The sequence below is a fragment of the Salmonella bongori NCTC 12419 genome (genome assembly GCF_000252995.1).
Taxonomy (GTDB): Bacteria; Pseudomonadota; Gammaproteobacteria; order Enterobacterales; family Enterobacteriaceae; genus Salmonella; species Salmonella bongori.
The window spans coordinates 2993135-3014426 of record NC_015761.1 but is presented as its reverse complement, the minus strand read 5'-3'; the positions used below and the strand labels follow the sequence as shown (position 1 = coordinate 3014426).

The 21292-nt window shown below is 46.1% G+C and carries 16 protein-coding genes and 2 pseudogenes; 10 read left to right on the top strand and 8 right to left on the bottom strand.

All coding sequences use genetic code 11. The features are described from left to right. Positions 1–120: 120 nt before the first annotated feature. The 5 genes from gss to SBG_RS14130 all read left to right on the top strand — a co-directional run bounded on the left by gss (position 121) and on the right by SBG_RS14130 (position 8165). Entirely contained in the window at positions 121–1980 is a 1860-nt protein-coding gene (gss, locus tag SBG_RS14150) for a bifunctional glutathionylspermidine amidase/synthase (RefSeq protein WP_000033697.1), read from the top strand. Positions 1981–2650: 670 nt separating this feature from the next. Further along, positions 2651–3715: a methyl-accepting chemotaxis protein gene (locus SBG_RS14145; RefSeq protein WP_000475249.1), complete on the top strand. Its 1065-nt coding sequence runs from the start codon at positions 2651–2653 to the stop codon at positions 3713–3715. 354 nt (positions 3716–4069) lie between these two features. Beyond that, entirely contained in the window at positions 4070–5497 is a 1428-nt protein-coding gene (locus SBG_RS14140; protein WP_015703013.1) for a glycoside-pentoside-hexuronide (GPH):cation symporter, read from the top strand. After that, positions 5497–7047 carry a glycoside hydrolase family 43 protein gene (locus SBG_RS14135; RefSeq protein WP_000977175.1) on the top strand — a complete coding sequence of 517 codons (1551 nt, stop codon included), beginning with the start codon at positions 5497–5499 and terminating at the stop codon, positions 7045–7047. The genes SBG_RS14140 and SBG_RS14135 overlap by 1 nt, the downstream gene beginning before the upstream one ends. A 224-nt stretch (positions 7048–7271) precedes the next feature. Continuing rightward, positions 7272–8165 carry an oligogalacturonate-specific porin KdgM family protein gene (locus SBG_RS14130; RefSeq protein ID WP_020845239.1) on the top strand — a complete coding sequence of 298 codons (894 nt, stop codon included), beginning with the start codon at positions 7272–7274 and terminating at the stop codon, positions 8163–8165. Between the two features lie 107 nt (positions 8166–8272). On the opposite strand, the gene uxaC is transcribed toward SBG_RS14130, so the two are convergent. The 3 genes from uxaC to uxuA all read right to left on the bottom strand — a co-directional run bounded on the left by uxaC (position 8273) and on the right by uxuA (position 12464). Further along, the gene (gene uxaC / locus SBG_RS14125; protein WP_000190187.1) at positions 8273–9685 is read right to left on the bottom strand and encodes a glucuronate isomerase; all 1413 of its coding nucleotides are present in this window, start codon (positions 9683–9685) and stop codon (positions 8273–8275) included. A gap of 11 nt (positions 9686–9696) precedes the next feature. Next, positions 9697–11169 (bottom strand): fructuronate reductase, encoded by a 1473-nt coding sequence (locus SBG_RS14120; protein WP_000437121.1) that lies wholly within the window; start codon positions 11167–11169, stop codon positions 9697–9699. A gap of 110 nt (positions 11170–11279) precedes the next feature. Continuing rightward, entirely contained in the window at positions 11280–12464 is a 1185-nt protein-coding gene (gene uxuA, locus SBG_RS14115; RefSeq protein ID WP_000815480.1) for a mannonate dehydratase, read from the bottom strand. Positions 12465–12868: 404 nt separating this feature from the next. Here uxuA and SBG_RS14110 point away from each other — a divergent pair, with 404 nt between their 5' ends. Continuing rightward, positions 12869–14173: an MFS transporter gene (locus SBG_RS14110; protein ID WP_000784366.1), complete on the top strand. Its 1305-nt coding sequence runs from the start codon at positions 12869–12871 to the stop codon at positions 14171–14173. A 96-nt stretch (positions 14174–14269) separates the two neighbouring features. On the opposite strand, the pseudogene SBG_RS23205 reads toward SBG_RS14110, so the two are convergent. Continuing rightward, positions 14270–14498: pseudogene (locus tag SBG_RS23205) on the bottom strand (glucuronide uptake porin UidC); the annotation flags it as partial. A gap of 597 nt (positions 14499–15095) precedes the next feature. Here SBG_RS23205 and SBG_RS14105 point away from each other — a divergent pair. From SBG_RS14105 to SBG_RS14085, 4 genes are all read left to right on the top strand, one after another. Beyond that, a complete protein-coding gene (locus SBG_RS14105; protein ID WP_000197725.1) occupies positions 15096–15974 on the top strand; it encodes a carbon-nitrogen hydrolase family protein in 879 nt (292 codons plus the stop codon). A gap of 39 nt (positions 15975–16013) precedes the next feature. Next, complete coding sequence (locus tag SBG_RS14100; RefSeq protein ID WP_000540887.1) at positions 16014–16937, top strand: polysaccharide deacetylase family protein; 924 nt, start codon at positions 16014–16016, stop codon at positions 16935–16937. A 749-nt stretch (positions 16938–17686) separates the two neighbouring features. Then, complete coding sequence (locus SBG_RS14090) at positions 17687–17959, top strand: Hcp family type VI secretion system effector (protein WP_000338763.1); 273 nt, start codon at positions 17687–17689, stop codon at positions 17957–17959. Next, positions 17956–18366, top strand: coding sequence for a GPW/gp25 family protein (locus SBG_RS14085; RefSeq protein ID WP_001242766.1), 411 nt, complete (start codon positions 17956–17958; stop codon positions 18364–18366). The genes SBG_RS14090 and SBG_RS14085 overlap by 4 nt, the downstream gene beginning before the upstream one ends. A gap of 26 nt (positions 18367–18392) precedes the next feature. Here the strand turns inward: SBG_RS14085 and SBG_RS22025 are convergent. From SBG_RS22025 to SBG_RS14065, 4 genes and pseudogenes are all read right to left on the bottom strand, one after another. Continuing rightward, positions 18393–18866, bottom strand: a pseudogene (locus SBG_RS22025) (contractile injection system protein, VgrG/Pvc8 family); the annotation flags it as partial. A 123-nt stretch (positions 18867–18989) separates the two neighbouring features. Continuing rightward, positions 18990–19304, bottom strand: a complete 315-nt coding sequence (locus SBG_RS14075) for a hypothetical protein (RefSeq protein WP_000465950.1) — start codon at positions 19302–19304, stop codon at positions 18990–18992. A gap of 63 nt (positions 19305–19367) precedes the next feature. Beyond that, on the bottom strand, positions 19368–20282 hold the full coding sequence (locus tag SBG_RS22675; protein WP_015703010.1) for a hypothetical protein: 915 nt from the start codon (positions 20280–20282) through the stop codon (positions 19368–19370). Between the two features lie 15 nt (positions 20283–20297). Then, positions 20298–21287, bottom strand: a complete 990-nt coding sequence (locus SBG_RS14065; RefSeq protein WP_000609162.1) for a type VI immunity family protein — start codon at positions 21285–21287, stop codon at positions 20298–20300. Positions 21288–21292 lie beyond the last annotated feature (5 nt).

The following is a 21292-nucleotide window of genomic DNA, read 5'->3' as shown; positions in this document are numbered from 1 at the left end:
AGCACGCCTTATTGAGGTGTATGATTATCTCACCCTCTGTCCGGTTAGTGTCACAGAGCAGATAATCAGAGCGAAAATTACGCCAGGCTGCTCAGGCGGTATTGTTTTGAGGTAAGGTGCATGAGCAAAGGAACCACCAGTCAGGATGCCCCCTTCGGGACATTATTAGGCTACGCCCCCGGCGGCGTAGCGATCTACTCTTCAGATTATAGCTCCCTCGATCCGCGGGACGACGACGATGATGCAGCTTTTCGTAGCTACATTGACGATGAATACATGGGGCATAAATGGCAATGTGTAGAGTTTGCCCGTCGTTTCCTCTTTCTGAATTATGGCGTGGTTTTTACCGACGTCGGCATGGCCTGGGAGATCTTCTCGCTGCGTTTTCTGCGTGAGGTCGTCAATGACAACATTCTGCCTTTACAGGCCTTCCCGAATGGTTCGCCTCGCGCGCCGGAGGCCGGGGCGCTGCTCATCTGGCAAAAAGGCGGCGAGTTCAAGGATACCGGGCACGTCGCGATTATTACCCAACTACTGGATAACAAAATTCGTATCGCCGAGCAAAATGTTATCCATACGCCATTGCCGCCAGGGCAGCAGTGGACTCGTGAACTGGAAATGGTGGTAGAAAACGGCTGTTACACCCTGCGTGACACCTTTGACGACACGACGATTTTAGGCTGGATGATCCAGACTGACGACACGCAATACAGTTTGTCGCAACCTGATATTGCTAATCAGTCGCTGACGATTCGTGGTGCAAGGTTACCAGAGAAAGGTCAGTTTGACGGTCAATGGCTGGATGAGCGCGATCCATTACAAAAAGCCTATGTACAGGCGAACGGGCACGTTATTAATCAGGACCCGTACCAGTATTTCACCATCACCGAGAGCGCCGAACAAGAACTTATCAAAGCGACGAATGAGCTGCATTTGATGTATCTGCACGCCACAGACAAAGTCTTAAAAGACGATAACTTGTTGGCGCTATTTGATATCCCCAAAATCCTTTGGCCTCGCCTGCGTCTCTCATGGCAGCGCCGTCGTCACCATATGATCACGGGGCGTATGGACTTCTGCATGGATGAGCGTGGGCTGAAAGTGTATGAATACAATGCCGATTCCGCATCCTGTCATACCGAAGCAGGATTAATTCTCGAAAAGTGGGCCGGGCAGGGGTATACCGGTAAAGGGCATAACCCCGCCGAGGGGTTAATTAACGAGCTGGCGGGCGCCTGGAAACACAGTAAGGCGCGCCCTTTCGTCCATATCATGCAGGATGACGATATCGAAGAGGATTATCACGCGCAGTTTATGCAGCAGGCGCTGCATCAGGCCGGTTTCGAGAGTAAAATCCTCCGCGGGCTGGATGAGTTGCGTTGGGATAAGGCTGGTCAGCTCATCGATGGTGACGGACGGCTGGTCAATTGCGTCTGGAAGACCTGGGCCTGGGAAACGGCGATAGAGCAGATTCGGGAAGTCAGCGAGATGGAGTACGCTGCGGTGCCTATTCGTACCGGACACCCGGAACACGCCGTCCGGCTGATTGATGTGTTACTGCGTCCGGAAGTATTGGTGTTTGAACCGCTGTGGACGGTGATCCCCGGTAACAAAGCGATACTGCCGATCCTGTGGTCGCTCTTCCCGCATCATCGTTATCTGCTTGACACGGATTTTACCGTCAACGATGAGCTGGTGCAGACCGGCTATGCGGTAAAACCGATTGCCGGACGATGCGGCAGTAATATTGATTTAGTGAGTCATCAGGAAGAGCTACTGGACAAAACCAGCGGTAAATTCGCCACGCAGAAAAATATCTATCAGCAGTTATGGTGTCTGCCTAAGGTCGCCGGGAAGTATATTCAGGTATGTACCTTTACCGTGGGCGGTAACTATGGTGGGACCTGCCTGCGCGGTGATGAATCATTAGTCATTAAAAAAGAAAGTGATATTGAACCGCTAATCGTTCTCAAAGCGTAGCGGGATCATGATCGTCGGGATATTGGCACAAATGCCGATATCCCGATCTGTTGTACTTAAAAAAGTTAGTTGCCAGCAGGCCCTTAATTGGCAATATTTGAGAAACAATATCACAAATTATTCTTAACTTTTTCGGACCCGTGGCGAAGCTACCTGCGATGGTGTTGCCGTTGTCTTATGTTCTTCTAAATCAGTACGTTTGGCGATCGGTGATAGGGTTATCATTTCTTGACGTTTGCGTCATGTCATTTCTCCTGATGAACGGGCAAAAATAATATTTTGCCTAAACCAAATTATATTATGAGTAAAATAGAAAGTTTATGTTAAGTAATTTATTTATTCTGAAGTTTTGTGTTTACGCCATATATACTCTTACCGGGAAGATAGTTAGATAAGTTTAAGTAAATGCAGTTAATTATTATTCAGACGGTAATGTTAGTCCTGCTAATGCTATTTTGGTGTTACGTGCAGGCGTGTACATTATTGTTGGTCATGCTGTTATTGAATAGTTGACTCTGTAATTGTTTAGGTTTTGTGGAGGTTTTGTCTTATTCTCTTGAGTGGATGATTATGGCAGATGACATCCGATTTTTCATTATGTTAGCATGGGGCAATAATACTTTGTCCAGGCATAGATCAGGATGTCCACATATAATAAGGAGAATGGTATATGTTTAAAAAAGTATTAGGCTTGCGTCACTGGAATAATAATGTTGTAAAAATACCGCCGCCAGCTGAATCTGGCGCTAATGCGTCTGACGTGGTGATAGATACTCCTGAGCCTTATGAACGGATACTGTGTCAAAAAATTTTGATGGGTATCTCAACGATTGATATCATCCGTAATGCCATCATCAAGTCCTGTGAGCAATTAAACATTGAAAAAGAACGCATTAATGAACTTAACGAACAGAATGATAAAGCCAGAAGTTCATTAAAATCGCTTGTAGAATTCATCACTGAAATTGGCACGACTTCATCGGATATTGGCTGTCGTATGGGCGACTTAAATACCTCTTTAACGCAAATTAATGCGTGTATTAAAGAGATACAGAAGATCGCTAACCAGACCAACCTGATAGCGATTAACTCCGCGATCGAGGCCGCGCGTGTAGGAGATGCAGGGCGTGGTTTTAGCGTCATTTCGAAAGAAGTAAAAAACTTGTCCGAGGATGTTAAACACAGTTCAAAAAGCGTCAGTACGCTGACGTCTGTAATCAAAGATAATACGGCAAGAGTGAGTGAGGTGCTGGATAACCAGCAGCCGGTTATTGATAATATTACGACTAACATAAATCAAATTGTAGAGTCGATTGGTATCGTCATTGACAAATCGCTGAGCATGAAATCAGTCATGCAGTACATCTCTACGGTACAGTTTTTGAATATTGTTAAAGTTGACCATGTTATCTGGAAAATGGAAGTCTACAAATTACTCTTAAATAAAGACATCAACAGTAAAATAACGATGCACGATCAGTGTCGACTGGGGAAATGGTATTACGGCTTTGAAGGTCAGCAATTTAGCAATTACTACAGTTTTCGTAGTCTGGAAGCGCCGCATAAAGAGGTGCATACCGCTGGCCATATTGCATTGAATCATTTTGCCGCAGGTGATATGAATGCGATGGCGCAAGAACTTGACAGAATGGAACGTTCCAGTAATGAGGTGGTTAACCAACTGGAAATGCTGGCCGTCGATTTATTAAAAGAAACCGCTCCTGCGACGCATTAAGCGTACCTCCACCAGACCCGGCCTTCAGGCCGGGTTATCCTGTCATTTGGTATAACATCTTAAGCCACGAACCCTTCTTTTTACCGTCCATAGGGGCAGGATCGTTATGCATTATGTCTCTTGTCTGTGTCTGGTCGCGGCGGTGCATCGCTTTTAACCATATCAGGTAGTTAATAATCAGAACTTCTTTTTTCTTTTTGTTTTTAAAGGAAATATTTCCAAAATATACCGCTTTGTGACTGACGTCGCACTAGCCAAAAAACATAACGTCAAAACGAAATCTTGTAATTGGTATGATATGATTGATCACTTAACATACAAAAAATCAAAAATGAATGTTAACCAGAGGGAAATATGTCTGACACATCAAGGCTTTCAACGGTAGAGAAGTTGGGGTTTGGGATGGGAGATGCTGCCTGCGGTATCGTATATTCATCCGTAACTATGTTTCTGACTTATTTTTATACCGATATTTACGGCCTTTCTGCTGCGGCAGTCGGTACGATGTTTTTATTAACCCGTATACTGGATGCGGTAAGCGATCCGTTGACGGGTATTTTAGCGGATCGCATAAAGACCCGCTGGGGTCATTTCAGACCCTGGTTGATATGGTTCGCAATACCATATGCGGTAATGGCGGTACTGACATTTACCACGCCGGATTTTGGGCATACAGGGAAGTTAATTTACGCTTACCTGACGTATACCGGCCTGATGCTCACGTACACCTTAATCAACATTCCCTATTGCGCTCTGGGCGGTGTCATTACAGGTAATGAACAGGATCGGCTTTCTGCGCAATCATGGCGTTTTTCCATCTCTTCCATAGCGGGTCTGGCGGTATCCGTCGGGACGCTATATTTAGTTGATTGGTTCGGTAAAAATAATCAGCAACTCGGCTATCAAATGACGATGGGGGTGATGGGCATTATTGCTGTCGTGATGCTGGTTTTATGTTTCTTTAATACGAAAGAGCGCATTACGCCAATAGCTGAATCTAACGAGTCCATAATTTCGGATCTGAAAAATCTGTGGGCGAACGATCAGTGGCGCATTGTGGCTATCATCACCTTTTTCTCCAGCATGGCAGGTGTGTTGCGGGGGGCGGCTACGATGTATTACGCCACGTATTTGATGACCGGCTCGACAGTAACGACCGCGGCCAGTACCGGAATGAAAAGCGCATTCATTACGACCAGCGTTGTCGGGTCTATACTCGGCGCAATGATCGCCGGATATTTTGCGAAGCGCTTCCGGGCCGTTTCCTTATTTAAAAATATTAATCTACTGCTGGTTCTGGTTGGTGTGATTATGTTTTTTGTTCCTCCAACCTGGCTTGACGTGGTATTTCCTCTTTATTTTATTATCGGTTTCCTGCACCAGATGTACCAGCCATTTAAATGGAACATGATGGCCAATGCCGCAGACTATGGTGAATGGAAAACGGGGCGCCGTATTACGGGGCTTTCGTTTTCAGGAAACCTTTTTATGTTGAAATTGGGAATGGCATTTGCCGGAGCGTTGGTTGGTTTCTCACTGGGTTGGTTCGGTTATCAAGCCGGTTCTGCCGTACAAACTCCACTGGCGACCACCGGGATCATCTTAATGCTAACGCTTGCGCCTTCTGCCTCTTATTTAGTGCTCTGGCTTTTATCTCTCTTTTATAAACTGGATGATAAATTTATGGCAAAAATTCAGGCAGATTTAGCGCAACGCAAGGGCGCTGTCGCTAAAGATGAAAAAGAAATCGTTACTTTTATACCTGAAAAAGTGGTGTCCTGATGATGAAGAATGCAGAAAATCCAGTCTGGTTGGCAGATAATGGTGATGGCACTTACCGTAATCCGGTTATTTACGCCGATTACTCTGACCCTGATATTGTACATGTCGCCGGAACGTATTATATGGTGGCATCCAGTTTTAACGCTATCCCTGGTATTCCGGTACTGGAATCTGTCGATTTGGTGAACTGGAAATTAATTAATCATGTCGTACCGCGGTTGCCCGCGCCTTTTTTTGATGCCGTACAACCGGGGAAGGGGATCTGGGCACCGTCTATTCGCTATCATGATGGCTATTATTGGGTTTTTTACAGTATGCCCGACCACGGCATCTTTATGTCAAAAACGAAAAACCCGCATGAGACGTGGTCGACGCCGCATTGTTTAACCACGCAAAAGGGCTGGATCGATCCCTGTCCATTTTGGGATGACGATGGCAGCGCGTGGTTGGTTCATGCTTTTGCATATAGCCGTTCGAAAATTAAACATAAGTTGCAACTATTTCGGATGTCGTTTGATGGCAAACAGTTGCTTGATGAAGGTCGTATTATTTTTGACGGGACCTGCTCGCACCCTACCATTGAGGGGCCAAAATGTTATAAACGCCATGGACTGTATTATATTTTCGCGCCTGCCGGAGGCGTTGAGCGAGGATGGCAAACGGTACTCAGAAGCGAATCGATGACCGGCCCCTGGATAGCAAAAAATGTTTTACATCAGGGGAATACGCCGGTCAACGGTCCGCATCAGGGCGGTTGGGTCGAAACATCCGCTGGCGAATGCTGGTTTATGCATTTTCAGGATAAAGGCCTTTTTGGCCGTATCGTGCATTTGCAGCCGATGCAATGGGGCGACGATGGTTGGCCCCGTTTAGGCCAGGCAACGGATAGCGGCATTGGCGAGCCTGTTTTACGCCACCCTAAAATGCAGGGGCGTAGTGATGTCGCGATCAGCGTTCCGCAAATGTCGGACCGTTTTCCGCAGGGTAAGCCTGGATTGCAATGGCAATGGCTGGCTAATCCACAAGAGGAGTGGTTGGTGCCGACAACTCAAGGTCTGACCTTGCAATGCGCGCCCGGTGGGAAACAATCGTTATATGATACGCCGCAGCTACTGCTGCAAAAATTTCCCGGTCCAGATTTTAGCGTTGAAACGAAGCTACAAACGCAGTTTGGCCATGATGGCGATGAGGCCGGGTTTGTTATTTATGGTGAGCGATTTTTCGCATTACATATCGTTCGTGAAAAGAATGAACATTATCTGAAAACAATTTTTGGCTGGAATAGCGATGATAACGTGGTCGCGTATCAGACACGTACTATTCAAAAATTGTCCAATGCGCCAACCGAACTTAAAACGACCGTCAACGAGGATGGAATATGCCGCTTCTATTGGCGTGCCGTAACAGAGGAATGGAGGTGTATCGACGACACTTTTGCCGCCGCAGCAGGAAAATGGACTGGGGCTAAGTTCGGTATTTATGCTTTGTCCGCGAAAGAACACTCGCAGAGGGGGAGGGCTTTATTTGAATACGTTCTGGTAAATAAATAGGTTTATACACTTTGTTCTTCAAGTTGCATCTTTGCTGGCTGCGTTTATTCACTCCAGTCACGTATTTCTGTCCGCGCTAGGGCTCGTTCTCTTGCCGCGTACAGAGGGCCAGCGCAAGTGCTGTTCAAAACACGAAAGCGTTTTGCGATGCAACTTAAATGATTTCGTATATATATCATAATTTCATTCTACGTCTGATAGTAATAATTTTGGGGCTGCCTATATTGGCTGCCGGGATCGACACGTATCAAATTTATCATATTACTTATTTTGTCTATGGCATTTTTAAATGGAGTATTAAATTGAAAAGCAGAAGATTAAATTATTTACTGATAATCAGTACTTTTATTCTTATTCCTGGGCTGTCAGCGCAGGCGAGAACTACCGCCACAGAACCTGCAACCAATATGACAATTTATCAATGTGCTAACGTGGTAAATACGAAACCTTTCTCAAAAATTTACTTTAGTGAACGTACACAATACCGTACCGCGAAACGTTCGTTTCTTGAGAGGCTGATGTTTTCCGGTGTGGTGTTGCAGGATGGCTGGATGAAAAATATGTACTGGAGCGTGGAAACCGATGCCGATCTTGGGGAACATTTTGACCAATGGAAAAATAGCTATCAGGAAATTGAGGTAAACAAGCCTGTACCTCTCGGGCAGTCCGATTTTTATCTCGAGCCGGGGACGGTATTCCACTGGGAACAGGCGGGATCGCGGATCGATCCCTACATTGGGATTGGCTACCATTTTGATCCCACACTGAACGCAGTATTACGCTATCGATATAATCATCAGAATCATGATGATATTACACTGGACGGCTCGTATGACGATTCTTCAGAACATCGTGTGGATTTATACTTAACAAAAGCCTTTACGCCAGATTTCCAGATCCAGTATAACCCAACGTACTACAGTAAAGTTCATTCGGATAAGTTTACTTATACCAATGGGAAGAACCATACATTACAGCACAATTTTGTTTTTACCTGGCATGCGACGCCGCGTGTTTATCCTTTTGCCGAGCTGGGCTATATGGATAAATATAAAAGAGGCAATAGTACCGAAAACGACTATCAAATCCGTTTAGGCGTGAAGTTTGATATAAATTAGTCCATTAGGCTGTTATTACTAAAATATATTGCCTGGTGTCATATAAAAAAGCCGCCGGGCTGGATATCCACGGCGGCGATATTTTTATGCTCACATGTTAATCGCGATTATTTAATCGTGAAATAACGCTGGGCATTATTGAAACAGATATCCTGAACCATGCGGCTTAGCATCGCTTCGTCATCAGGAATTTCTCCATCCTGCGCCCATTGTCCCAACAGGTTGCAGAGAATACGGCGGAAGTATTCATGGCGCGTATAAGAAAGGAAACTGCGCGAGTCGGTCAACATGCCAACGAACTGGCTTAACAGCCCCATTTGCGAAAGCTGTTCCAGCTGGCGCAGCATCCCGTCTTTCTGATCGTTAAACCACCAGCCGGAACCAAACTGCACTTTTCCGGCAATGCCCGCTCCCTGGAAGTTGCCGATCATGGTTGCCAGAACTTCGTTATCACGTGGGTTCAGGCAATAGAGGATAGTCTTGGGCAGTTCATTGGTCACATCCATACTGTCGAGCAAACGGGAGAGCGCCCAGCTAATGTTATTATCGCCAATAGAGTCAAAACCGCTATCCGGCCCCAGCAGGCGGAACATACGGGTATTATTGTTACGGATCGCGCCAATATGTAGCTGCATCACCCAGCCGCGTGCGGCATACTGACGGCCCAGCCAGACCAGTACCGCCGTGGTGAACTGGGCGATCTCAAGTTCGCTCAGCGTTTCGCCAGCCAGACGTTTACCCAGAATGGCGTCAAGCTGCGCGTCGTCGGGCACCGGCGCAAATCGCAGCGTTTCAATGCCATGATCGGACGCGCGGCAACCGCAGGCGGCGAAATGATCGAGACGGCGAGTGAGCGCCTGCCGTAAATCATCGAAACGAGTGATGCTGACATCCGCCGCCGCTTCCAGTTTACCCAGATAATCGACAAAGCCGTCCAGCTCAATTTTGAAGACTTTATCGGGGCGCCAGCTTGGCGCGACTTCAATATCAAAGCTGTTATCGGCAGTTATCTGGCGATGGTACGTCAGCGAATCAATCGGGTCGTCGGTTGTCCCTACCATCCGCACATTCATCTGCTGCATAATACCGCGTGCGGAAAACGCCGGCGTCGCCAGTTTCTCATTGCAGTGCGTCCAGATACTTTCTGCGGTATCCGGCCCGAACAGTGTTCCCGTAATGCCAAATGGACGACGTAGTTCAAGATGCGTCCAGTGATACAGCGGATTACCCAATGTTTTTGGTACGGTATTGGCCCAGGCCATATACTTTTCATAATCACTGGTCTCTTTGCCGGTGATCAGCGACTCATCCACGCCTGCGCTTCTCAGCGCCCGCCATTTATAGTGGTCGCCTTCCAGCCAGATCTGACCGAGGTTATCGAAACGGCGATCATTGGCAATTTCCTGAGGGCTTAAATGGCAGTGAAAGTCATAAATCGGCATCGACGCGGCGTACTTATGGTACAACGTGCGGGCAATGTCATTTTTAAGCAGAAAATCTTCTGTCATAAACGTAGCCATGATTAATCTCCTTACTTGCCCAGCGCTGCTACCGTGGCTTTTGCGCCATTCTGCAAGAGCTGTTGATAAGCATCGGTAACGGCTTGCACAAATTCGCGGTTCCTCGGCAGGTCGTTACCAAAAATAGACTCAATGGCGAATAACCCACGCACGCGCTCTTCCGGCGTCTGATATTGCTGATGAATCGCCTGATACTGCGCGAGCAGTGGATCGACGACATCAATGGCCTTGCCTTGCTCATCCATACCGCCAACGTAGCGCATCCATCCGGCGACGCCCAGCGTCAGATGGCGATAGTCATCGCCCTGTTGCAAATGCAGGCGTACCGGATCCAGCAGACGCTGCGGCAGTTTCTGGCTGCCATCCATCGCGATCTGCCAGGTGCGGTGTTTCAACGAGGGGTTAGTGAAACGCGTAATCAACAAATTCGCATACCCTTCCAGATCGGTGCCTTCCGGCATTGACAGCGTCGGCGCTTGTTCATCAAGCATCAACGCGAGCGCCGCGCGACGGTAATCCGGGTTAGTCATGGTGTCGGCGATGGTGTCATATCCGCCGAGATAACCCAAATAGGCGAGGAATGAGTGGCTGCCATTAAGCATACGTAGCTTCATCATCTCAAACGGCACTACGTCTGCCACAAACTGAGCGCCGACGGCGTCCCAGTCCGGGCGACCATTCACAAAATTATCTTCGATAACCCACTGGCGGAAGGGTTCACAGGCGATAGCGCAGGGATCGTAAACGCCCAACTGGTCGGCAACCAGCTGTAGTGTCTCGTCGGTGGCTGCCGGAACAATGCGGTCAACCATTGTACAGGGGAAGGTCACATTATCAGCAATCCACGCGGCGAGGGCGGTATCGCGAGCTTTCGCCAGACCGAGGACGGCAGCCTTCGCAACGTGTCCGTTTTCGCGTACGTTATCGCACGACAGCACGGTAAAGGCTTTCAAACCTTGCTCCCGGCGTAAGTTTAGCGCTTCGACAATATAGCCGATGGCGGATTTAGGTTGCTGCGGATGAGCAAGATCGTTTTGGATCAGCGGATTATTGATATCAAGCTCACCGCTGGCGGGATCGGTGCAGTAGCCTTTTTCGGTCACGGTTAATGAGACGATCGCGGTTTCCGGGCGTGCCATTGCCGCCAGAATCCCGGCATGACCGTCAAATTCAGGGTGCAGTGCTTCTTTCATTGAACCGATAATTTTCAGTTCAGTGCTTTCTGCTCCGCGTTCTGCAACGGTGTACAGTAGATTTTGCGCTTTCAGGTTCGCGATCAGCCGGGCATCGTTACCCGGCATCAGGTTCACTTCACAAATGCCCCAGTCGCTGTCGCTTTTTTCCAGTAAGTGATGGGTAAAAAGCGCCTGGTGCGCGCGGTGAAACGCGCCGCAACCCAGATGCACAATACGGGATACCAGACGTGATTTATCCCAGTTTGGGCGGGCGACGGAAACCTGGGCGGTGGCGATATTCTGTTCCATTGCAAACTCCTGTCATTCGACGTCTTCGCCCGCGATCTCCGGGGCGAGGCATGTTGCTATTGCATTGAGTAGGGGAAATCGCATGACGCGTCGCGCCATGCGAAAGAAGGTTATTTGCTAAAGAAAGCGCGCTGGATAGCCAGTTCGACGCCGCGGACTTCCGCAAGCCCTTTCAGACGGCCAATGGCAGAATAACCCGGGTTCGTTTTTTTCTTCAGATCGTCCAGCATCTGATGACCGTGGTCCGGGCGCATCGGGATCAGATCATCGCTACCTTCGGCTTTACGGCGGTGCTCTTCTTCCACAATCGCTTTAACGACTTCATACATATCCACATCGCCGTGTAAATGGGCGGCCTCATGGAAGGTTTTCGGATTCTCTTCGCGCAGCGTAGAGCGCAGATGCGTAAAGTAGATGCGCGGACCAAATTGTTTGATCATATCAACTAAATCGTTGTCAGCGCGCACGCCATAAGATCCCGTACACATGGTGAAACCATTCGCCATGCTATTGACGGTTTCCACCATCCACTGCATATCTTCAATGGTAGAAACAATGCGCGGCAGTCCGAGAATAGGGCGCGGCGGATCGTCAGGGTGAACGGCCATACGCACACCGACTTCGTCGGCAACCGGAATAATGGCTTTCAGAAAATAGGCGAAATGTTCACGCAGTTTTGCTTTATCGATATCTTTATACGTCGCCAAATGCTGACGGAACTGATCCAGCGTATAACCTTCTTCCGCACCGGGTAAACCGGCAATAATGTTGCGGGTCAAACGTGCTTTGTCTTCCTCACTCATGGCGGCAAAACGCTGACCTGCCTGGGCGATCTCTTCTGGCGTATAATCAGCTTCTGCTCCCGGACGTTTCAGGATATGCAATTCAAATGCGGCAAATTCAATCTGATCAAAACGCAGCGCTTTTGAACCATCCGGCAACACGTATTCCAGATCGGTACGTGTCCAGTCCAGCACCGGCATAAAGTTATAGCAGACCGTATAAATACCGCATTGCGCCAGATTACGCAGCGTTTGCTGATAATTTTTGATCCACAGATCGTACTGGCCGGTGTGGGTTTTGATGTCTTCGTGGATAGGTACGCTCTCTACTACTGACCACTCCAGACCCGCCTCTTCAACAATAGCTTTACGTTTCTGGATCTCGTCTATCGACCAAATTTCTCCGTTTGGGATATGGTGTAACGCCGTCACCACGCCGGTCGCGCCAGCCTGGCGTACATCTGACAGCGTTACCGGGTCGTTAGGTCCGTACCAGCGCCAGGTTTGTTTCATGTTCAGTTTCCTCTTCTTGCGATGACATCTTCGTGGTTGACCCATCGTTAGCCAACAGCGAAATGTGCTTTGTAAAACCAGTTATGGCCCCTAAATTCAACCAAAATTTTTCTCATGTCAACCTTGTTCTTTAAATTGGCTAACCAAATCACAAATATTATTAATTATGGTCTGCCAATTTTATTTGTTTGATCTGTGTCAATTTTTGATGCGCGAAAAGCATTCACCATTCAACTGGAAATGAGTTGATTTATTTATGTCGGGAATATTAAGGGCGAAGGTTACCGCCAGATTTTGACCGATCCGGATGAGGAAATATTGATTGGTCAACCAATTGTGTGATTTCAGCTTTCCCGCTACAGGTCAGACAGCGTGGAGATAATGTTTTTTAACGAGGCTTTATCATGAAGATGACAAAATTAAGATGGTGGATTATCGGTCTGGTCTGCGTAGGGACCATCGTAAACTACCTGTCCCGAAGCTCGCTTAGCGTTGCGGCGCCTGCGATGATGAAAGAGCTCCATTTTGATGAGCAGCAATATTCCTGGGTGGTAAGCGCCTTCCAGCTTTGCTATACCATTGCGCAGCCGATCACCGGCTATTTAATGGATGTCATCGGACTGAAAATCGGCTTCTTTATCTTTGCCTTGTTGTGGTCGTTAATCAACATGGCGCATGCGTTGGCCGGCGGTTGGATAAGTCTGGCATTTCTGCGTGGTTTGATGGGGCTAACCGAAGCGTCGGCGATTCCGGCCGGGATTAAAGCCAGCGCCGAATGGTTCCCGACGAAAGAACGCGGTATTGCGGGAGGCCTGTTTAATATCGGTACTTCAATTGGCGCGATGCTGGCGCCGCCGCTGGTGGTCTGGGCGATGTTGACTTTTGCCGATAGCGGCATCGGTACGGAAATGGCGTTTGTGATTACCGGTGGGATCGGCGTGCTATTCGCTATTACCTGGTTCCTGATTTATAACTCGCCAAATAAACATCCGTGGATCACCCACAAAGAGCTGCGTTATATCGAAGACGGCCAGGAAAGTTATCTCCAGGACGATAACAAAAAGCCTGCCGTTAAAGAGATTATTAAAAAGCGTAATTTCTGGGCGCTGGCGATCACCCGTTTTCTGGCGGACCCTGCCTGGGGAACGCTGAGCTTCTGGATGCCGCTGTATCTGATTAACGTTATGCATCTGCCGCTGAAAGAGATCGCGATGTTTGCCTGGCTACCGTTCCTGGCGGCGGATTTTGGCTGTGTTGCAGGTGGCTTCCTGGCGAAGTTCTTCATGGAAAAGATGCACATGACCACGATCAATGCACGCCGCTGCAGCTTTACTATCGGCGCTATTTTGATGATTTCGATCGGTTTTGTCAGTATTACGACTAACCCGTACGTTGCCATTGCATTGATGAGTATTGGTGGTTTTGCGCATCAGACGCTTTCTACTGTTGTTATCACCATGAGCGCCGATCTGTTCAAGAAAAATGAAGTGGCGACGGTGGCGGGTCTGGCTGGTTCTGCGGCATGGCTGGGGCAGTTAAGTTTTAACCTGTTTATGGGGGCATTGGTCGCCATTATCGGTTACGGTCCATTCTTTATTGCGTTAAGTCTTTTCGATATTATCGGCGCTATCATCCTGTGGGTGTTGATTAAAGATCCGGCGAAGCATAATCCGCATACGCTGGAACAGCCGCTGGCATCTCATCGCTAAATTTGTAGGGTTGCAGGCCTGATAAGCGAAGCGCCATCAGGCATTCCTGAACGTTTATCAATTGGTCATGGCCACCTTTGGGTGGCCTTTTTCCTCTTATCGGAACATAAGATTATACCGGATACTCATTTTCACATCCCCGTAATTGAGGCGATCGCCCCACATGGTGCTATCGCGCTTTACGCCCCTTTATCTGCGGCAAGAAAAATGTGCATTCCCTTTAACTGCCCTTCTTTAATACGGTAATTGATGGTCTCCGCACTCCCGGCCCTTTAATGTGGACATCGCGTTCACTGGATTCATAACCGCGGGTGGCAACGGACGCTGGTGGTCCAGATCATGGCTGAAGGATGCGTAATCCTCAGGTTGCTAAAATGCTCAACAATAAATACCACACCATTGTCAGTTTGTTGATGGCGCGTTTTAACGATGCACAGGCGAGGAGGAAGTCAGCGCGAAGATAGAGAAAGAAATGGCGGTAAGGCGACTACTGGCAATCACATAGGGTGTTTTATCGGATAGCAATGTAAATGCCCGACATGCCAGCTTTGCTACGACGCTAAGAAATATGTTAACTGGGCTATTAAAATGTAACTTTATATGCTAGCGGTAGACAAAAATACGCGTTTGTTTTAGATGGACGCTTTTTCCTTTAGTTCGCCTGATTATTTTCAAGTGATAACAATAATATTGTGATAAGCATTATCAGTTGCAGCAAAATTTTTTTTGAAATATCTATCGCACTGCCAGTGTTTATAACATTCCCGTTAACTAAATAAAGAATCAATGCCCATTATCTTTTATTCTGCAAATGTTGAGTTGTCTCACAAAAAAACGGTATGAGGTAATGATACCTATTCCACAACATCCCCAATAGACTATACGTTACTTTGAATTCTGGTTCCATGACGGGGATGTTTCGATGACACGCAATTTTACGCTCTCAGCCTGTCAGTATATTGTTACTGAAATAAACACTTTTGAAGATTTTATAACAAAGGTAAGCGCGCTCCTTAATAAAAGTAAGGAAGTTGATTTGGTTATCTTTCCGGAACTCTTTACCATTGAGTTATTTACCTTATTGAAAAACTGGCAAGAAAGGCCAATTTCACACCTTATCTTAATTGATCAGTTTACGGAGGCCTATAAGAATTTTTTTCAACAGGAAGCAAAAAAAAGAGGACAGTTTATTGTCGCCGGTTCTCATCTGGAGCAGACTGGGGCTGAACGGTATGAAAATATTGCGCATATATGGGGGCCGGATGGTGAACATTATTCCCACAGTAAGACACATATTTTCCCGGCGGAAAGCGGATGGTATACGCAGGAGGGGGAGAAAATGGACGTATTTCAACTGCCGTTTGCTAAGGTGGGGTTCAATATTTGCTATGAGGCAGAAATTCCGGAGTGTGCCTCGACTCTGGCAGAGCAGGGGGTAGAGTTAATCCTGACACCTTCCGCCACGTTTACGGAACAGGGATTTTGGCGTGTCAGGCACTGTTGCCATTCACGGTGTATTGAAAATCAAATTTATCTTGTCCACTGTTGTCTCGGCGGTAGTCCTGGCGGCTCATTACCTGGCTGTTGGGCCCGCAGTTCAATTTTAAGCCCATGCGATGTCGTGTGGAAAAATCCAGAAGGGGTTATCGCAGAGGCCTATGTAAATAAAGAAGATGTCATCTCCGGAGAAATTAACCTTGATGTGCTGTATGCCAATAGACTTGAGGGGGCAGCGACAACGTTTAAGGACAGACGCAGAAAAGCAGGCATGTATAATGTTTGGCCATCACACATTAAATAACAGAATGTGGCTCCTTCTATGTATTAACTGGAGGTTGTTATGGGATACTTAAAATTACCTGAGGGTAAAAAGATAGCGGTTAATATGGGTGTCGATGTCGATGCTCAGTCTTTATGGCTTGGCGGATTTAACCGACCATCGCCGTCCTTTATGTCGCGCGGTGAATTTGGTGCAGAGGTTGGCGTACCAAGACTTCTGAAGCTATTCAAAGAAAATAGTATTAAAACTACTTTTTTTATTCCCGGACACACAGTAGACACCTTTCCGGAAATCAGTAAAGCGATTTTTGATGCCGGCCATGAAATAGCTCACCACGGCTATTACCATGAAAATCCGACTCTGGTGAATCGTGACACAGAGCGTCGGCTTATGGATCTGGCTTTCGCTTGTTATAAAAGGCATTTCGGTCTACGGCCTGCGGGATACCGTTCTCCCTACTGGGATTATAGCGAGAATACGCTGGATCTTCTGGAGGAAGCCGGTTTTATATATGACAGTAGTCTGATGGCAAGAGATCTTGTGCCGTACCATCCTCAACGTTGGCAGGTGAATTGGGAGATGGGAAATATCGCCGGCCCAGCCAGCGCGATTCTGGAAATTCCCGTCAGTTGGTATTTGGATGATTTTCCTGCACTGGCGTATACCGGCAACCAGGAGGGGATGAGCGATACGGAGGGGGTCCTGCGACGCTGGAAGGATATTTTTACCTATGCTTATAGCCATCAGGAAAACGGTTTATTTGCGATGGCGCTTCATCCGCAGATAATCGGCCATGGGCATCATATGATGATGTTGTCACGTTTGGTTGAACATATTAAAGGACATGATGGCGTATGGTTTGCGACCTGTGAGGAGATAGCCCGGGCATGGGTGGATGATGAAGAGGATCGCCAAAAAATGCTCCGGCCTGATGTCCGCGGTGTAGCGCCAGTTCCGGATGATTATGGCTGGCCAGGTAAATAATACCCTTCCATACTTATGGTGTGTGATACTAGTCGGGTAAGGGATTACCCATCCCGGCATAAGCGCATTACGCGCTCACCTATTAACTTGCCAGTGCTTGAATGGTATTGGCCATCAGAAAAGACAGGTAGTGCGGGCCTTATAAACCTCATTTTTATTACGGTCAAAAATGAACTTACCACAATAGATTTCTTTTTTGATTTAAATCATTTTTCAATATTGCCAGTAAAATAAAAACGTAATTAAATATTGATTGCGTGAATATTCATAAGAAATAAAATTACTATGGTGACTAGGTTTTTATGACTTTTTGAATTTCATGGTTTTTCTCGTGTTAATTGATGTGTGTCAATTTGATGTATCTTAATAAAAAAAGTAAAAATTAAGTTGATATTTGTTTTTTGATATGTTTTTTATATATAACTGCTTGTTATTCTGATAAGGCTATAGTGAATAATGAGGCTGTGATACAGACATCAGGGACCCTTTGCGATAAAAAGGATTGGATATGGCAGAGCGTGTTCAGTATAACCTCAATGTATATGACCACCGTGGGTCAGCTTTATCTGTGACGTTGCAACCGTCGAATCATGTTTACGAAGTGTTTATAAACGTTAGTAAAACCGGCAAACCTGGTGTTTTTCACGCTATGTTTTTTGGTGCTGGCGTTTTCAGTGAGAGTGGGAAGCGTTAGTCACGTTTATTTGTTTGATTGCTGAATTGCCGCCTGATCAATAAGGAGATAAATCATGGATGCGATTTTTTTAAAGCGCGATGTTATCAAAGGCGAAAGCCAGACTGAGGGACTGGAGGACCAGAGAGAAGATATGTCTTACCGCCACACTGTGGTTACGCAGGTAACTAACGCTGTTAGCGGTGACCCCGGCGATACATTGTTGGACACGATGTTGACGAGTTTCGCGAAAATCCAACGACAAATCGCTGCCCGGAAATCAGAAGGTGCCCAACAGGATTTCACCTCGTCAGCATGGATTTTGGCGATGGGTCAGAAAGGGGAATGAGGATGCCAACGCTTTCGGTCGCGCTATTTGACAGGCTCATGGTGGAGAGGATAAACCCACATGAATTAGTACGGCAGAAGCTGATGTATTTATTCAATTCTCGCGCTTCGGCGGATGGTAAAACACTGCCAACACTACTCACCCAGGGAATGCCGGAATGGCACGGATTAAATGTCGGTGATACACGGGTTCTCAACTGGTTTTGCCGTGAGCTCCGCGCTGCTATTTTGTGCAATGAACCAGAAATCAAGGCGCTGAGAGTAAAAGTAAAGAATGTTAACCATCAGACACTGGCATTGTATCTGGAAGCAATAATACAAGATGTATCTGCACCATTAAAAATGGAAATAACCTACCAGAACGGCAGATGGCGCCAGTTATTGCCGGAGAGGACAGAGACTGACTAAAATTATATCAATGCTGGTGATCTCCTCCCTGAACGCCAGCCTTCAGTCCGGTAGCGTGCAAACGCCCGGCCATGGGACTCGTCCTTGAAGCGGCCAGGATAATCAAAGATTTCATACCGGGTAAACTGGCCGTTGAGGTTTTCAGCGGCGTGGCTGTAATAACCCGGCCAGGCGGGTGTCCTGAAGGTGTAGTCCTGGATTTCAACGGAGGAGGGCCCGGTGCGCGCCCGGTACCGGAAACAGCTGATACAGGCGGTGGAGACTTCCGTGGCGGTATCAGGGTTAAAGGGTATCTCCCCCAGCGATGACACCCCGGCGGCATCGTCGCAGAGGACCAGTTTCTGCGCCGGGCCTTCCGGGGCGTGCCAGTCAAAGTAAAAGATACCTTCCTCCGCCCACAGGCGGGTCAGGAAGGCGAGGTCGGTTTCGCCGTACTGTACACAGAACTCACGCGCCGGATGCGGGTCATAAAATACCGGTGTCCACGCCGTGATGCCGTTTCATCCTCTCCCTGTGAGTTTTGGAGGGGCTCAGTTTCTACTGAGTAACTATCGTAAGTTTATTACATCCCTACCTCTCGCAAACATCTAAAGCGTTACGATCATAGGTCCTCATTGTAAGTCTCATATTATGAATATGGCCCAAAAATCAGCACCGATTCCGCTCTCAACACTATCTATAATATCTTCTGCATCATCTATAGTGGAACTCTTCCAATTGTCATCACTATACCAAAGGCTTATCTCTCCATCTAAATGGTATACAACAAAATGAATATCATCTTTTTTAATGTACTTAACTGTTTCGTCCTTTAAATGTTCGCCTCTTGCAATGATACAAGTAAAACTACGCTGTAGAGTATCAATATTCACTCCGATGGATTGAGCTACTTCATGTAGGCTCTTTGATGAGTTGACTTTATACGCAGGAAAAAACATACTTTCTCTTATTTTAAATACATATGATTTTAGTAAAGGTAGTAATGGGTATATATAAAATCACTATAAATCAATTTCATTCCATCTGTTACTCCATCGAGAATATATATCAGTATTCCATTGACATAACCATGAAATATTATCGGAGTTTAAGATGCGCGAAGAAAGCTTTTTTTCAAGGGCTTTATACTCGTGAATTGCAGATAAATTATTGGGTTCTGAACTATTTCGATCGCATATTGAAGGTGAGTTTCCTGTTTTATAATACATGATTTGAGGTGATATATCTATTTTTTCACATAATGTCTGAGTAAGATTTAATGTGACTTGCCAGTTTATGGTTCTTAATTTATCCCACCACAATGAATTATGAATACAGACCACATCATGTAAATCTACTCCTGGATAACGCATGCAGGATGCCCGCATGACTTCATGTGCGGTACGATGAAATGGGTTCAGGATGAATTTATATCCTAATGTACCCCAGAAAAAATTTAACTCTAATCTTGATATGAGATTATCTCGAATATATTGTAAATATGCCCATGGATTTTCTTCCGATGTACTGAACTGTAGTGAAATGACAATGCCTTGATCCGGGAATATGTTTTGATTCACCGATAATGATAAATCATCAACATAATTATCAGTCAGTGGGCCTTTCTTGCAAATTTTAAGTAAGATTTGTTTTTTTCTGATCTTAAGTGATGATGCACATTTTATCTCTTCAATAATTTTTTGCCATAACTCTGGAGTCATTCTTCCCTCCCAACCGCCCTGTGCCCTGTCATGAGATATGACAGTAATACATTGGTCATCATAAAATGGGATTACTTCTAATTCCTGTAATACAGTAAATAGTATATTTGAAAAATCAATAGAATATGAGCTATTTTTCAAGCGAAAAATAATATCCAGTGATGGCGCAATACTCAGATTTTTATCAAGAGACCATAATGTATTGTTAACCTGCATTCTATTTTAACCCTTTTAAATAAAAAAACGATTAAACCATTTTTCACGAGCCTCTTTGCCCTTAATTCCGGTTACATGCAAATAATCAGTTTTTAGTCTCTTTGATATCTTATGGAGAGGAGATAAAACGTTTCCGACGGCATGATAATTATCAAGTAGATTATTATGAAATGTATCACCTAATATAGGGGCTTCACCAATACGGATCATCGTCCCCTGTTGAATGAAGGGAGTCACCTGTATATCGGGAAACAAAGCTAATCTCCGCTTTAGTTCATCGTGTCCTCCTGTCTGGGTAGTAAATTCTGTACCTAAAAAGGTTATCCATCCAATACTGGTGATCCCGGCTGTTTTTGATGCCCATTGTGACTCGATCGAAGGGTCTGGTGACATAATTCCCGGATGGCGTTCAAGCCACTGCCCTAGATAATATTCTAGATCTTTACGGCTCAGTACTTCACCATCATTAAAAGACAGGGCAAAACCTGCATAGCCGAACGATAAGGGAAAATCACCGATGATTTCTCTGATAAATGCCTCAACACCTTTTAGACCTTGTTCTGCAAGCCAGTTTAATGGGAGTAATATTCTGTAGTAGCTGCTAGCTGGTTTGTTTATCTCAGGAGTAGCCTGTTTGTAATACCAGTCTAGACGTGGTAATTTTCGTTCTAATTTATTAGCTGTTCCAAAATAGATATCTGCGAAAGCATTATGCTTTATTCTTTTTCTTGAGTCGGCTAACCAGTCATAAGGAATATTTAGTCTTTCATCAGTAATTTTCACTCCATGCTTTTGGTTACCATCAAATAATATTCTGTTAACGCTACTCCCAAATGCTTCCAGGAACTTTCTGTATGGCGTCAGTAGACTTTCTGGAACATGTGTTTTTGTCACCATCTCAATACTGAATAAGGTAATGCAGAAACAGGGTTCAAATAATATGCTACCATTATCCTCCAATCGATAATCAGAGAAGGTTTTGATACTATCATTTAAATTAATCATATATA